Source organism: Tahibacter harae (genome assembly GCF_024437735.1).
GTDB classification, from domain to species: Bacteria; Pseudomonadota; Gammaproteobacteria; order Xanthomonadales; family Rhodanobacteraceae; genus Tahibacter; species Tahibacter harae.
Genome location: NZ_JANFQO010000012.1, coordinates 1 through 14,394, shown reverse-complemented (window position 1 = coordinate 14,394; position 14,394 = coordinate 1). Strand labels below are relative to the sequence as shown.

The 14,394-nt window shown below is 68.4% G+C and carries 7 protein-coding genes; 3 read left to right on the top strand and 4 right to left on the bottom strand.

Going from position 1 to position 14,394, the window contains the following annotated elements; translation table 11 throughout:
• Positions 1-57 precede the first annotated feature (57 nt).
• Entirely contained in the window at positions 58-3,609 is a 3,552-nt protein-coding gene (locus tag NM961_RS13580; RefSeq protein ID WP_439334218.1) for an indolepyruvate ferredoxin oxidoreductase family protein, read from the bottom strand.
• A gap of 155 nt (positions 3,610-3,764) precedes the next feature.
• On the bottom strand, positions 3,765-4,694 hold the full coding sequence (locus NM961_RS13575; protein ID WP_255914937.1) for a lysophospholipid acyltransferase family protein: 930 nt from the start codon (positions 4,692-4,694) through the stop codon (positions 3,765-3,767).
• Between the two features lie 87 nt (positions 4,695-4,781).
• On the opposite strand from NM961_RS13575, the gene NM961_RS13570 reads away from it, so the two are divergent.
• Positions 4,782-5,951: a hypothetical protein gene (locus NM961_RS13570; RefSeq protein ID WP_255914936.1), complete on the top strand. Its 1,170-nt coding sequence runs from the start codon at positions 4,782-4,784 to the stop codon at positions 5,949-5,951.
• A gap of 307 nt (positions 5,952-6,258) precedes the next feature.
• Here the strand turns inward: NM961_RS13570 and NM961_RS13565 are convergent, their stop codons facing one another.
• Positions 6,259-8,019, bottom strand: coding sequence for a beta-helix domain-containing protein (locus tag NM961_RS13565; protein WP_255914935.1), 1,761 nt, complete (start codon positions 8,017-8,019; stop codon positions 6,259-6,261).
• Between the two features lie 208 nt (positions 8,020-8,227).
• The gene (locus tag NM961_RS13560) at positions 8,228-11,152 is read right to left on the bottom strand and encodes a TonB-dependent receptor (RefSeq protein WP_255914934.1); all 2,925 of its coding nucleotides are present in this window, start codon (positions 11,150-11,152) and stop codon (positions 8,228-8,230) included.
• A 595-nt stretch (positions 11,153-11,747) separates the two neighbouring features.
• On the opposite strand from NM961_RS13560, the gene argS reads away from it, so the two are divergent.
• A complete protein-coding gene (argS, locus tag NM961_RS13555; RefSeq protein WP_255914933.1) occupies positions 11,748-13,433 on the top strand; it encodes an arginine--tRNA ligase in 1,686 nt (561 codons plus the stop codon).
• Positions 13,434-13,447: 14 nt separating this feature from the next.
• Positions 13,448-14,098 (top strand): SPOR domain-containing protein, encoded by a 651-nt coding sequence (locus NM961_RS13550; protein ID WP_255914932.1) that lies wholly within the window; start codon positions 13,448-13,450, stop codon positions 14,096-14,098.
• Positions 14,099-14,394: the final 296 nt, after the last annotated feature.

Sequence of the window (14,394 nt, the reverse complement as noted above, 5' to 3'; positions counted from 1 at the left end):
GCGCTTGCGTTCTTGCGCCCGCACGGCGCGCGCCGTGCGGGCGGATCGACACGCGGCTCAGGCGACCAGCTTGACCGCCACGGCCTTGGGATTGCGCCAGGTCGCCAGCAACGCGTTCCAGTGCTCCCTGGCCTTGGCCTCGTGCGCTTCCTTGACGTGGCCGTAGCCGCGGATCTGCTCGGGCACGCTGGCGATGTCGACGGCGAGGCTGCGGTTGTCCGCGTTCAGCGTGCGCAGCAGTTCGTCGACGGCGGCGAAGTAGTCGGCGATCCATTGCCGTTCCATGCGCCGCTCGGCGGTCTTGCCGAAGATATCCAGCGCGCCGCCGCGCAGGCCCTTGAACTTGGCCAGCAGCTTGAACGCACCCAGCATCCAGGAACCGTATTCACGCTTGACCAGATGGCCTTCGCTGTCGCGCCGCGCCAGCAGCGGCGGGGCCAGGTGGAAGTGCAGCTTGTAGTCGCCGTCGAAGGTCTCGGCGATCTGCTGCAGGAACTGCGGCCGGGTGTAGAGGCGGGCGACTTCGTACTCGTCCTTGTAGGCCATGAGCTTGAAGGCGTAGCGCGCCACGGCCTCGGTCAGGGCGTGGCTGCCGGCGGCCTGGGCCGTCTCGGCGGCGCGCACCTTGTCGACCAGGGCGCGGTATTTCTGCGCGTAGGCCGCATCCTGGTATTCGGTCAGGAAGGCGACGCGGCGGGCGATGACGGTGTCCAGGTCAGGCGAGATCTTGCGGTCGTCGAGCAGGCTGTCGCCGCCCAGGGCCAGTGCATCAGGCACTCCGGGCTGGCTGTCGTCCTTGCCGGCGGCGGCGAGCACGGCCTTGGCATCGTGCGCGGCCAGGCGGCCCCAGTTGAACGCGGCGCGGTTCTGTTCGATCGCCGCGCCGTTGAGTTCGATGGCGCGGATCAGCGCATCCAGGCTCAGCGGCACCCAGCCCTTCTGCCAGGCGTAGCCCAGCATGAACAGGTTGCCCATGATGGAGTCGCCGAGCAGGGTGGTGGCGAGGCCCGTGGCGTCGACCAGTTCGGGCGCCTCGGCGCCGAGCGCGATCTTGACCGCGTCTATGATCTGGGCCGACGGGAACTGCATGTCCGGGCGCGTGGTGAAGGTGCCGGGCATGGCTTCGTAGGTGTTCAGCACCGCATGCGTGCGACCGGCGCGGATCTTGGACAGCGCCCAGTAGTCGTTGACCACGACCATGTCGCAGCCCAGCACCAGGTCGGCCTCGCCCGCGGCGATGCGCACGGCGTGGATATCGGCCGGCGCGCGCGCGATGCGCAGGTGGCAAGTGACCGCGCCGCCCTTCTGCGCCAGGCCGGTCTGGTCCAGCACGGTCGCGCCCTTGCCTTCGAGATGGGCGGCCATGCCGACGAGGGCGCCGATGGTGACTACGCCGGTGCCGCCGATGCCGGTGACGAGGATGTTCCACGGCTGCGCCAGATCGCTGGCGAAGGTCGGCTGCGGCAGCGCGTCGAAGTCGACCTTGCCCACGCCCTTGCGCTTCTTCAGCCCGCCGCCGTGCACGGTGACGAAGCTGGGGCAGAAGCCCTTCACGCAGGAATAGTCCTTGTTGCAGTTGCTCTGGTCGATCTCGCGCTTGCGCCCGAACTCGGTTTCCTTGGGCAGCACCGAGACGCAGAACGACTTCTTGCCGCAGTCGCCGCAGCCTTCGCACACCTGGGTGTTGATGAAGACGCGCTTCTTCGGATCTTCCATCTTGCCGCGCTTGCGCCGGCGGCGCTTCTCGGTGGCGCAGGTCTGGTCGTAGATGATGACGGTGACGCCGGGCGTCTCGCGCAGGCGTTTCTGCACCGCGTCCAGCTCGCTGCGGTCGAGGAATTCCACGCCCTCGGGGAAGATCTCCGGCCGCGTCCACTTGGCGATGTCGTCGGACAGCAGCACGATGGTCTTCACGCCTTCGGCGCGCACCTGGTGCGCGATGTCGGGCACGGTCAGCGTGCCGTCCACCGGCTGGCCGCCGGTCATGGCCACGGCATCGTTGTAGAGGATCTTGTAGGTGATGTTGACCTTGGCCGCGATGGCCTGGCGTATGGCCAGCGAGCCGGAATGGAAATAGGTGCCGTCGCCGAGATTCTGGAAGACGTGCCTGGTCTCGGTGAACGGCGCCTGGCCGCACCAGGTGGTGCCTTCGCCGCCCATTTGGGTGAAGGTTTCGGTGCGGCGGTCCATCCAGGTCACCATGTAGTGGCAACCGATGCCGCCCAGGCCGCGCGAGCCTTCCGGCACCACGGTGGAGGTGTTGTGCGGACAGCCCGAGCAGTAGTGCGCGGCGCGGGGGAAGCTGGCGCGCGGCAGGGCCAGTTCCTTTTCCTTGGCGGCGAGGAAGGCGAGGCGGTTCTCGATGGTTTCCGAGGTGAAGAAGCGCGCGAGCCGCTTGGCGATGACGCGGGCGATGCGCGCCGGCGTCAGTTCATTCGTCGACGGCAGGATCCAGTTGTCCTCCTCATCGTACTTGCCGACGATGGAAGGCCGCGTGTGATGATCCCAGTTGTACATGTGTTCCTTCATCTGCGATTCGATGAAGGAGCGCTTTTCCTCGACCACGATGATGTCTTCGAGGCCGCGGGCGAATTCGCGGATGCCGATGGGCTCCAGCGGCCAGGTCATGCCGACCTTGTACACGCGCAGGCCGATATCGGCCGCCTCGCGCTCGCCTATGCCCAGGTATTCCAGCGCCTGCAGCACGTCGAGATAACTCTTGCCGGTGGTGACAATGCCCAGGCGCGCCTTGGGCGAATCCATCACGGTGCGGTCGATGCGGTTGGCGCGGGCGAAGGCCACGGCGGCCTGCACGGCGTACTGGTGCAGGCGCATTTCCTGTTCCAGCGGCGGATCCGGCCAGCGGATGCTGAGGCCGCCCGCGGGCAGGATGAAATCCTCGGGGATGACGATATCGAGCTGGTGCGGATTGACGTTGACCGAGGCCGAGGATTCCACCGTCTCGGCGATGGTCTTGAAGCCGACCCAGCGCCCGGTGAAGCGGGACATGGCCCAGCCCAGCATGCCCATGTCGAGAATGTCCTGCACGCCGGCGGGATTGAGCACCGGCATCATCGCCGATACAAATTCCAGTTCGGAACCATGCGGCAATGTGGAGGAACGGCAGGCGTGGTCGTCGGCGGCCAGGGCCAGCACGCCGCCGTGCCTGGAGGTGCCGGCGGCGTTGCCGTGCTTGAACACGTCGCCGCAGCGGTCCACGCCCGGGCCCTTGCCGTACCACATGGCGAACACGCCGTCGTATTTCGCGCCTGGGAACAGGTTGGCCTGCTGCGAGCCCCACACCATGGTCGCGCCCAGATCCTCGTTCAGGCCCGGCGTGAATTCGATGTTGGACGACTTCAGGTGCTTCTTCGCCTTCCACAGCTCCAGGTCGAAGCCGCCCAGCGGCGAGCCGCGGTAGCCGGAAATGAAGCCGGCGGTATTCAGGCCGGCAGCGCGGTCGCGCATCTGCTGCATCAGCGGCAGGCGCACCAGGGCCTGTACGCCGGAGAGATAGATGCGGCCTTCGCTACGTGTGTACTTGTGTTCGAGGCTGTAGTCGCGGTCGATCGCGGCGGCTGGCTGTATGGCTGGCACGGACATGGGCAGAACCCGTTGGGCGAGCGTGGGGAATCGCAAAGTTTAACTGCCGCGGCATGGTGCCATGAGTGGGGCAGGTCCGGACAACTGGGCTCGGGGCCCGGATTCGGCAGTGGGATTCGGGATCCGCAGGGTCGGAGCCGGGGCGTATGGAGGCCGGCGGCTTACTCGTCGTCGCCGGGTGCGGCGGCTTGTTGCAGTGCGGCGGGGGCGTCTTGCAGCCAGCGCGGCCACTCGGGCCAGAAGAACCAGGCCGAAGGCGTCTGGCGCAGGGCGCGGTCCAGCACATCGGCCAGGGCCTGCAGGGTGGCCGGATCGGCCGGGTCCAGCGGCTGGCCTATGACCAGGCGGCGCACGCCGCTGGCCAGGTCGAATTCCATCCAGTACGGCACTACCGGCAGGCCGGCGGCCCGGGCCAGTTCCAGCGCGCCGTCAGGAAAGCACACGTCGCGGTCCAGCAGCCGCACCGGGCGCTGGCCGCGCGGCGCCAGCCGCGGCGGGATGTCGAACAGGCTGACCACGACGGCGCGCTCGGCCAGCACCTGGGCCAGCTGCGCGCGGGCGCGCGGGCGGAACACCACCGGGCGGCCGCCCAGGCGTTCGATATCCGCGCCGCGCAGGCGGCCGTACCAGTAGCGCAGCGGCACGCCGGCGTAGTCGGCGCGCTGCCAGCGCGCGGAAATGAAGGTGGAATTGAAGCCGGCGCGGGCCAGGCTCTTGAACACCCAGTGGCCGTTGCCGTGGTGGAAGCTGGCGGCGACGAAGTTGGTGTCGCGGGGCCACTGCCCGACCTGCTGCACATGCCATGGGAGGGCGCCGAGGCGCGGCCGGCGCAGCGACAGATACAGGTCGGCTACGTCCAGCAGGCAGTTCAGGCGCACGTTCGCGGCGAACGCGGCGGTATCGGCCAGTTCCAGGTGCTGCGGCGCGACCGCGACCGCAGCCCGGGCCGGCTCGTCGAAGGCGCCGCCTTCGCGCCGGCTCAGCCAGCGCAGCCAGCGGTAGCCCAGGCGCCAGGGCAGCAGGGCCGCCAGCGCCGGCGCCAGGAAGTATTGCCAGGCATCGGAAATCTGGGTGCGAAGCCTGGCGATCACGAAACCTGCGGCAATGGGCGGCGGAACGCGAATGCTACACTCGCCGGCCCTCCGCGCACGCCTTCCGCCGGCGAACAGCCTGATTCCATGACCGAAATCCTGCACAGTCCCGGCGTGCTTGCGCTGGAGCTTTCCCAAGGCGGCGCGCCGGCGCGCCTGAGCCTGAGCCGCGACGAGGCGGCCGAACTGGCCGCGCATATCGCCGCCGACCTGGCCCGCCTGCTGCCGGCCGGCCCCGCCGGCCCCGGCGCCGAGGCGGTCGACCTGATCGTGCTCGGCGCGCTCTACGACCACGCCCAGCTGCTGCGCCCGGGCTGGCCGCTGTACGCCGAGCTGGCCCAGCTGTCCCAGCCCAATCCGGCCCTGCAGGACAGCGGCGAGCGCCGCGTGATCGCGTTCGGCAGTCATGCGGGGGCGATGCCCACGCCGGTGCTGGCGCCGGAAGCGGGCCTGGGCGGCGGCGCGATGCTGCTGCTGCCGTGGATGCTCAGCGGCGCCGAGGCCCTGGTGCAGCAGCTCGGCCAGCGCATGGAGCGCGATTTCGTCGCCCGCGGCGAGGCCGGTTCGCGCACCGCCGACTTCCTCATGCGCACCCTGGGCATGCGCCTGGAACATGCGCGCTACCTCACCCGCCACGATGTCTGCGCACTGACGTGCGTACAGATGGAACATGCGGGCTTTTCCGCCTTGTGGCAAATGCTTGAACTGGCGCTGCTCTCGCCCGAGCGCGGCGGCAGCGCGCTGACTTCGCGCGGACGCAGCCTGCGTTATGCCGACGGCGCTGTGTATTGCGCGCTGCCGGTCTATGCCGACTGGCTCGCCGCCCACGGCCATGCGCTGGCTGCGGCCGAACGCGCGCACGCCTACGCGGGCTGGCTGTTCGAGCTGCGCCAGTGCGCCGCCCTGCTCGCCGCCCACGGCCTGCCGCTGCGTTTCGAGGATGACGCGGGCTATGCCGGCCTGCCGTTGCAGGCCATCGCCGAGGCCGATCCGGCGCTGCCACCGGCGCAGTTGTATGCGCACGAGGCGCGTGGGCTGGGCCTGGTCGTGGTCAGCGTCGCCCAGCCGCGCGTACAGGCCGCGGCGCGGCTGCTGGCTCAGGCCTGGCCGGTCGATCCGGCACAGCTGGATACGGCGCTGGCGCAGCTGGCCGCGCGCTATGGCGCGGCGCCTTCGCTGCAGCGGCTGGGCTGCATCCTGCTCGATGCGGCGGCGGCGGATCTCGCGGTGCCGGATTCCGGTCTCAGCCTGCACTGAGCCAGGCGCTGCGCGGGAAAAACAAGGGGACGGCTGCGCGCAGTTGCGCCTGAAAAAGCCGGGTGCTATTGCCCCTGTGCTTTTGCTTCCGGAAAGAAGGCTGGTTTTCCGTGCTTGCGCCAGCAGAAAGCAGGGCGCGATTGCCCGCGTCTCCGCTTCAAAAAACAAGGCGCGGTTGCCCGCGCCCTGCCAGAAAAAGATCGGCGCTTCCCTGCACCGCGGCGCGCCGTGCGCATCCCGCACGCCGGGCCGTACTGCACTAGCGGCTTCCCTGCGGCACTTCCCTGTGCCGGATCATCCGTGAAACTCAGCGCTTGACGTTGTGGGTCCAGCCCAGGGTCCAGTCGTCGCCGGCGTTGCGGAACGCGCCGATGTATTCACCCGGCTGGAACCAGTTGGCGGTCGGAGCCAGGCCGCCGTCGAGCAGCGGCGAGCCGTTCTGCGGCAGGAAGCCCTGCAGCAGCGCGTTGCCGGTCTTGTTGCCGGCCTGGGCGTTGTAGAACTGTTCGGCGGTCCAGGGCGCGTCGGCGGCCTGGGCGAAGTTCAGCGCGTCGCAGGAGACCAGGTTGTGGTCCATGGTCAGCGTGCCGGTCAGCGCGGCCGGCGTGCCGGCGGCGGCGAAGGTCGGGCCGTTGGTCAGGTACAGGCAGCCCTTCTTGAAGCCGGCGAACAGCGAGTTCTTGATGCGGCCGCCGGTGCCTTCCTTGAAGTACACACCGTAGCCGCCGTTGCCGTTGCCCAGCAGGGTCAGGTTGGATACGGTCGGGGTGGCGCGCGGGGTGGCGTCCTGGTTGGCGTTCTGGTTGGAGGCTTCGATGCCGTTGTCTTCGCCCAGGCCGGTGCCGTGCTGCAGCAGCACGTACTGGATGTTGCCGCTGTAGCCTTCGTCCCAGTCCAGGCCGTCGTCGCCCGCTTCGGTGATGACGGCGTGCTTGACGTTGACGTTGCCGCCGAAGAATTCGATGCCGTCGTCCTTGCCGCGGTAGGCCTGGATATGGTCGACCACGGTGCCGTCGCCGACGGACTGGAAGGTGAAGGAGTTCACCTCGCGGCCGGTCTGGAAGATGTAGCCGGCGTAGCGCGACTGCACGTACTGGATCACGCCCGAGCTTTCACGCGGCTTGTCGCCGCCGTAGCGCAGGTTGGGATCGAATTCGCTGCGGCAGTCGAACGGCGCGGCCAGGCATTTGTTGTTCGGCGCATTGCCGGAGACCACGATGCCGCCCCAGTCGCCCGGCGCCGGCGTGGTGGAACCTGTGCCGTCGGCCGGGCTGGTGAAGATGATGGGCGCGCCCGGCGTGCCCTGGGCGAAGATCTGCGAACCCGGCTCGACATAGAGATAGTCGGCGGCCTGGCCCGAACCCGTGATGAGGGTGCCCGGCTCGATGGTGAGCTTGACCTTGTTGCTGTTGTCGGCGCCGACCTTGACCAGGCCCTTGAGCACCCAGGTGGTCTCGTTGGTCAGGGTCATGTTGGTGGCGATGGTGCCGGTGAGCTGGCAGGTGCGGTCGGCAACCAGGGTGGAGCCGGCCGGGCAGGCGGTGAACTTGCGCTTCTGCACGCACTTCTGGTTGATCGCGTCATTGCCCAGCGAGGCGGAGAAATCGGCACTGGCGATGAGGGTCTGGCTGGAGTTGGGCAGGCCGGTCGCGGCGTCCGGGCGGATCGCGATTTTCAGCTCGCCGCAGCTCATCAGTTCCACGTCCATCTTGCCCGACAGCTTGATGTCGATGGGGTTGGGCCAGTTCTCGCCGAAGCGGCCGCCGGCGGTCATGGCGAAGGGAACGTCGGTCTTCTTGTACTGGAATTCGCCGATCTCGAAGTTCGTGGTCAGCCAGATCTGCTTGCCGGCTTCGTCATAGGCCGCGCCGTACAGGTACAGCGTGCCGCCGCCGGTGGAGCGCGGAATGAAATCGACCACCCAGCCGCGGTTGCGCACGGCGTCGGAATACAGGCCGTCGGTGGCTTCGGAGAAGCGCACGGCCGCATTCACGGTCGGAGCCGCGATCAGCGCGGCGGCCAGCGCGCCGCCCAGGGCGCTCAGTTTCAGCTTGTTGACACGCATCATTTCAACCCTCGGTTTGCTTGGCGGAGACGCCCTGCGGCGCGGTAGCCGGGAGAACTTAGCCGAGGGAGGTGACGGTCTTTATTCGGGTCTGTGACGCTTTGGCGGCAGCGGGCGCGGCTGGCGCAAAAAACGACAGCGGCAGCGCCGCGGAACTCGCGTGCGCTGCCGCACTGTTGCCTTGTCTGCAGTTGCTGGCGGGGTTGGCGTCTTACTGCGGCTTCCACTCCAGGGTCAGCAGCAGCGAACGGCCCTTCCTGTATTCGCGCGTGGTCTCCGCACCCTGCGTATAGCGCACCGCCGGATCGAGCAGGTTGCGCAGGCGCAGCTTGAACGACCAGTCCTCGCCCAATTCGCGGCGGTACTGGAAATCAAGCTGGCGGAATGCTTCCTCGTAGATGTCCGGCTGGCCGGCCACGCCGACCGCGGCGATGCGGCGGCCGGAGACGTTGTACAGCAAGGTGGCTTCGCGGCTGCCGTCGCCGCTGTGATGGCCCAGCTGCAGGTTGGCCACGTACGGCGACTGGCCCTGCATGGGGCGGTTGAGATTGGTCTGGAAGCTCGCGTCCAGCGGATCGAGCTGGATGCTGGACTTGATCCGCGCGTAGTTGAAGCCGACGCTCCAGTTGGCCCAGTCGCCGTGCACGGAGCGGAAGCCCGGCCAGTCGGCGACGAATTCCAGGCCCTTGCTCACATCCAGTTCAATGCCGTAGTTGCGCGCGGACTGGGCGTTGTCCAGGCTCAGCAGCACGCCGGAGCCGGGCAGGCGGGTTTTCTCGATCGGATCCTCGAATTCCTTGAGGAAGTAGCCGATGGAGAGGCTTTCCACCGGCGAGAAATAGTATTCCCAGCGCAGGTCGTAGTTGCGGATGCCGGCCGAGACCAGGTCGGGGTTGCCGATCACCTGCACGTCCAGCAGCGGATCCAGGTACGGCGCCGGCGACAGCTCGCGGAAATCCGGCCGCGACAGGGTCTTGGCATAGCTCAGGCGCAGCTGCGCATCGTCGCTGTAGGCCCAGGTGAACGCGGCGGCGGGCAGGGTGGAGCGGGTGTCCTCGCCGGCGACTACGGGCGGCGCTTCCGGGTTAGACAGGGCGAAGGTGGTCACCGCCTGGTCGTTCTTCTCCCGCCGCGCGCCCAGTGCAATACGGTACTTCTGCGCAATGTTGGCATCGATGCCGAGGAACAGGCCGGTCAGGTCCTGGCGCGCGAAATAATTGTCGGTGGGCAGGGTGGATTCGGTCAGCACGAAGCCGTCGGGGCCGATGTGGTCCGGGCTCAGTACGTCGTTGATGGGCCGGCCCAGCAGCGCAGGGTCGCGCGCGAGCGGACCGATTGCGTTGAACGAGAAACTGCGCAGGCTGGCGTCGCGGTTGCGTTCCACGCGCTCGCCGCCGAAGCTGACGTCCAGGGTGTTGCCGCCGAAATCGAAGGGCAGCTTGCCCTTCACGTTGAGGCCGCGCTGGTGGTCGTCCAGCTCGGCCCAGCTCTGCTGGTTGGAGTCCGAGCGCTGCGAGAAGGCGAGCGAGCCGTCGCTGTCGCGGTCGTAGCGGTAGCGGCGCGTGTCGGGTTCCTTGCGCGTGGCGCGGGCCCAGGTGTACTGCCAGTCCAGCGAAAGGTCGTGGGCGGCGGGGAACAGGTGGTTGCCGCCGAACTGCTGCGCGAACAGCTGGTTCTCGGTCCAGCGCAGTTCGGTGAACAGCGCGGCCTGTTCGTCCTGCACGCCGTCGGACAGCTTGGTGCGGTCCTCGGTCTGGCGCAGCAGCACGCTGGTGGCGCTGAAGCGGTGCTGCCGGTTCAGCTCGTAGCCGATATTGAGAAAAGCAGAAAAGTCCACATTGCGGTGCGTGTCGTCGACCTGCAGGCGGTCGGCCAGCTCCAGTCCGGCCGAGGACGCCTGGAAGGTGCGGCGCACTTCCTCATTGCGGTCCCAGCCCTGGTTGTAGCGCAGCGCAGCGATGAAGCCGAGCCTGGATTCCCCGCCCAGCTCCCAGCGGTTGCCGACCGCCGCCGATACGCCCATGTCCGGCGCCAGCGTTTCGCGCTGCACGCCGTAACCAGCGGCGGCGACGTCCTCGCCGTAGCGTTCCAGCTCGGCCGGCGTGGCGCCGCCGGGATTGAGCGGCGTCTGCGGCCGCAGCACGGTGCCGCCGGCAGTAGCGCCGGCCAGCGAGCCGGGCAGCGCGCGCGCGCCGTTGTCATGGCCGGTCCAGTCGCTGCCGCCGCCGTCGTAGGTATAGCCGTCGTCGAAGCTGGTGCCCTGCTGGTAGCCCAGGGTGCCGTTGATGCGGAAGAAGAATTTGTTCGGCACATCGCGCGTGCGCAGCAGCACCGAGCCGCCGCCGAATTCGCCGGGCATGTCCGGCGTATAGCCCTTCTGCACCACCACGCCGTCGAGCAGGTCGGTGGGGAACAGGTCCAGCGGCACGACGCGGCGGGTCGGATCGGGGCTGGGAATCTGCGCGCCGTTGAGGCTGACGCTGGAATAGCGCTCGCCCAGGCCGCGCACGTAGACGAAGCGGCCATCGACCAGGGTCAGGCCGGTGACGCGCTTGAGCGTGGTGGCGGCGTCGGAGTCGCCGGTGCGGGCGATCTGTTCCGCGCCCAGGGTTTCGGCCACCACCGGCGCGGCGCGCTTCTCGTCCAGATACAGCGCTTGGCCACCGCGCTGGTAGCTGCCGCGCACGTTCACGCCGCCCAGGGTCTGGGCGCCTTCGCCGGCGTTGCTGTCCTGCGCCAGCGGCGCGACCAGCGCGGCGGCGGAACCCAGCACCAGCGTGGCCGGGGTTTCGGCGCCGGCCTTGACCACGAAGCCGTCCTGGATCAGCAGGTCGAAGCCCTCGGCCTGGGCGGTGAGGCCGAATTCGCCGGCCGGCACGCTGGCCTGGAAGCGGCCGTCGGCGTCGCCGAGCAGGTCCTGGGAAATGTTCTGCACCGCCTCAGACATGCCCTGCACGGTGACCTTGGCGCCGGCAACCGGCCGCTGGTCCGGACCGAGCACGCGGCCGCGGATCAGGCCCTGGCGCTGCGCCGTGGCGCTGGCGGCGGGTTCGGCGGCCAGCAGCGGCTGGGCCAGGCTGGCGGCGAGGAAGACGGACAGGAGGGTGCGGCGCAGGGGCAGGCGTGTGCAGTACATGGGCATTCCGGCAGCGGTGCCGGCACGGTCCGAGCCGCGCCGGGCCGGCGGCGCGGAGGCTACTGGCTGCGGCTGTCGGGCGGGGAGCGCCGGCGCGTTCGTGGGGACGGTTGTCGGCGCGCAGCCTAGGCAGTGCGGATTGCGCTTGCGTGACTGCGGTGAGTCAGCCGGAAGTCAGCAGCGGCGCCGCCTGCAGCCGTAGTCAAGCGGTATTTACAAGGTTATGCACATGCGCTGCCGGGCCGGCCGAGCCCGCCTGCAAAACTGCGAAGCACGTCCGTAAACCGCGCTAACTGTTTGACAAAGCTGAACTCTTGCGCGGCGCCGGGAAAAATTTTCGCCCCACCAAATACAGCCCGGGCGCAAAGTCCGGACGATTGCCCACAAACTTATCCACAAGCCTGTGGACAGCGGCCAGATCGGGAATCCGCTCAAGCGTTTGCTGCCGGCTTTTGCATTTCCTGCGAGCAAGCGGCGCCAAGCGGCCGGTGATTAACGAATTGTTGCAACGCATCAGGCGGGAAACCCGGTGTTGGCTTGGGCCGGCGCCGCGGCCCGACTACAATCGACGGCCTTTCCCTGTTCCGGCTCCCCCGTGAAAGACTTCCTCCGCGACCAGCTGCTGCAGGCGCTGGCAGCGCTGCAGCGCAATGGCAGCGTGCCCGCCGACGTGCCCACCGCGTTCGTGATCGAGCGCACGCGCAACAAGGAGCATGGCGATTTCGCCGCCAATGCCGCCCTGCTGCTGTCCAAGGCCGCCGGCCAGAAGCCGCGCGACCTGGCCCAGGCCCTGGTCGCCGCACTGCCGGAATCCAGCCAGGTCGCCAAGGTGGAGATCGCCGGCCCGGGCTTCATCAATTTCTTCCTCAGCCCCGCCGCCTACCGGGCCCAGGTGCGCAGCGTGCTGGAGCTGGGCGCCGCCTACGGCCGCAACGACAGCGGCGGCGGGCGCAAGGCGCAGATCGAATTCGTCTCGGCCAACCCGACCGGCCCGCTGCACGTGGGCCATGGCCGCGGCGCCGCCGTCGGCGACTGCCTGGCGCGCCTGCTGCAGGCCACCGGCTGGGACGTGACGCGCGAGTTCTACTACAACGACGCCGGCCAGCAGATCGCCAACCTGGCCGTGTCCACCCAGGCCCGCGCCAAGGGCGTGGCGCCCGGCAGCGAAGGCTGGCCCGAGGACGGCTACCGCGGCGACTACATCGCCGATGTGGCCCAGGCCTATCTCGCCGGCGAGACCGTGCATTCCGACGGCCACGACGTCACCGGCGCCAAGGATGTCGAAGACCTCGACGCCATCCGCCGCTTCGCCGTGGCTGCGCTGCGGCGCGAGCAGGACCTGGACCTGCGCGCCTTTGGCGTGGAATTCGACGTGTACTACCTCGAATCCTCGCTCTACACCGACGGCAAGGTCGAGGACACGGTGCAGGCGCTGATCGCCGCCGGCCATACCTACGAGCAGGATGGCGCGCTGTGGCTCAAGACCACGGACTTCGGCGACGACAAGGACCGCGTCATGCGCAAGGCGCAGGGCGGCTATACCTATTTCCTGCCCGATATCGCCTACCACGTGACCAAGTGGCAGCGCGGTTTCGGCCGCGTCATCAACGAGCAGGGCGCCGACCACCACTCCACCGTGACGCGCGTGCGCGCCGGCCTGCAGGCGCTGGACATCGGCATCCCCAAGGGCTGGCCGGAATACGTGCTGCACCAGATGGTCACGGTGATGCGCGGCGGCGAGGAAGTGAAGCTGTCCAAGCGTGCCGGCAGCTACGTCACGCTGCGCGACCTGATCGACGAAGTCGGCCGCGACGCGACGCGCTGGTTCCTGGCCGCGCGCAAGGCGGATTCGCAGCTGACGTTCGATATCGACCTGGCGCGCTCGGCCACGCGCGAGAATCCGGTGTACTACGTGCAGTACACCCATGCGCGCATCTGCCGTGTCGCCGACCGCTTCGCCGAGAAGGGCTGGAGCTGGGACGCGAACAACGGCCTGGCCAAGCTTGAGCGGCTGGACACGGTGTTCGACCAGGACCTCATGGTCGCCCTCGCGCGCTTCCCCGAAGTGGTGGAGCTGGCGGCGACCAACCTGGAGCCGCATGTGATCGCGACCTACCTGACCGAGCTGTCCGCGATCTTCCATACCTGGTACGACAACAACCATATCCTGGTCGACGACGCCGACCTGCGCGACGCCCGCTACGCACTGGCCCAGGCCGTGCGCACGGTGGTGGCCAACGGCCTGGATCTGCTCGGCGTCAGCGCGCCGCAAAGCATGTGAGCAAGGAATAGACGATGGCCGCCAAGCGCAAGCAAGCAACCCGCAACGGCAGCCCTGGCGCGGCCGCGTGGCCGGCCTGGGTGTGGCTGGCGCTGGGCGTACTGCTCGGTCTGGGCATAGCCACCCTGCTATTGCTGCAGGGCTGGGCGCCGACCCTGCGCAAGTCCAACTCGCCGCAGCCCAATCCGCAGGCCACCGCGGCCAAGCCCAGCGAGCCGGCCGTGGCGGACGAAGCCAGGAAGTCCGCCACCGCGCCGCGCAAGAACTACGATTTCTATTCGGTGCTGCCGGAAATGGAAGTCGTCATCCCCGACGCCGAACTCAGCGCCAAGGCCCGCGCCGAACAGCAGCGCCAGCAGTCCGCCGCGCAGAACCCAGCCGCGACCGGCACCCCGCCGCCGCCGGAACCCGCCGTCGCCGCCGGCGGCGCGCGCTACGTACTGCAGGCCGGTTCCTACCCGGACCCCAAGGCCGCCGAGGAACTCAAGGCCAAGCTCGCCCTGTCCGGCTTCGTCGCCCGCGTGCAGTCGGTCAACGTCAACGGCAAGACCTGGCACCGCGTGCGCGTAGGCCCCTACAGCAGCGCCAGCGACGTCGAGACCGCCAAGGCCGGGTTGTCGGAGGCGGGCGTCAACGCGATCGCGTTGAAGGATGCGGGGGAATAGGAGCCGGGATTCGAGGCTCTACTGGATTCGAGCCTCGATCTTCAGGTTTCGGGCTTGAGGCTTCGAGATTCGAGATTCGAGATTCGAGATTCGAGATTCGAGATTCGAGATTCGAGATTCGAGCGGCGGCGTGTCGCGACAGCGCCCGGACTCCCTCTCCCCCGCGCTTGCGCGGGGGAGAGCAACTGTCTTGCCCCTCACGCCGAAACAAGCGTTTAGACGGCCGCCAGCGCAGATAGCTCGTCGCGCACACGCGCATTGAGAATGATCAATAGCTTTCGCATGCAGGCCACCAG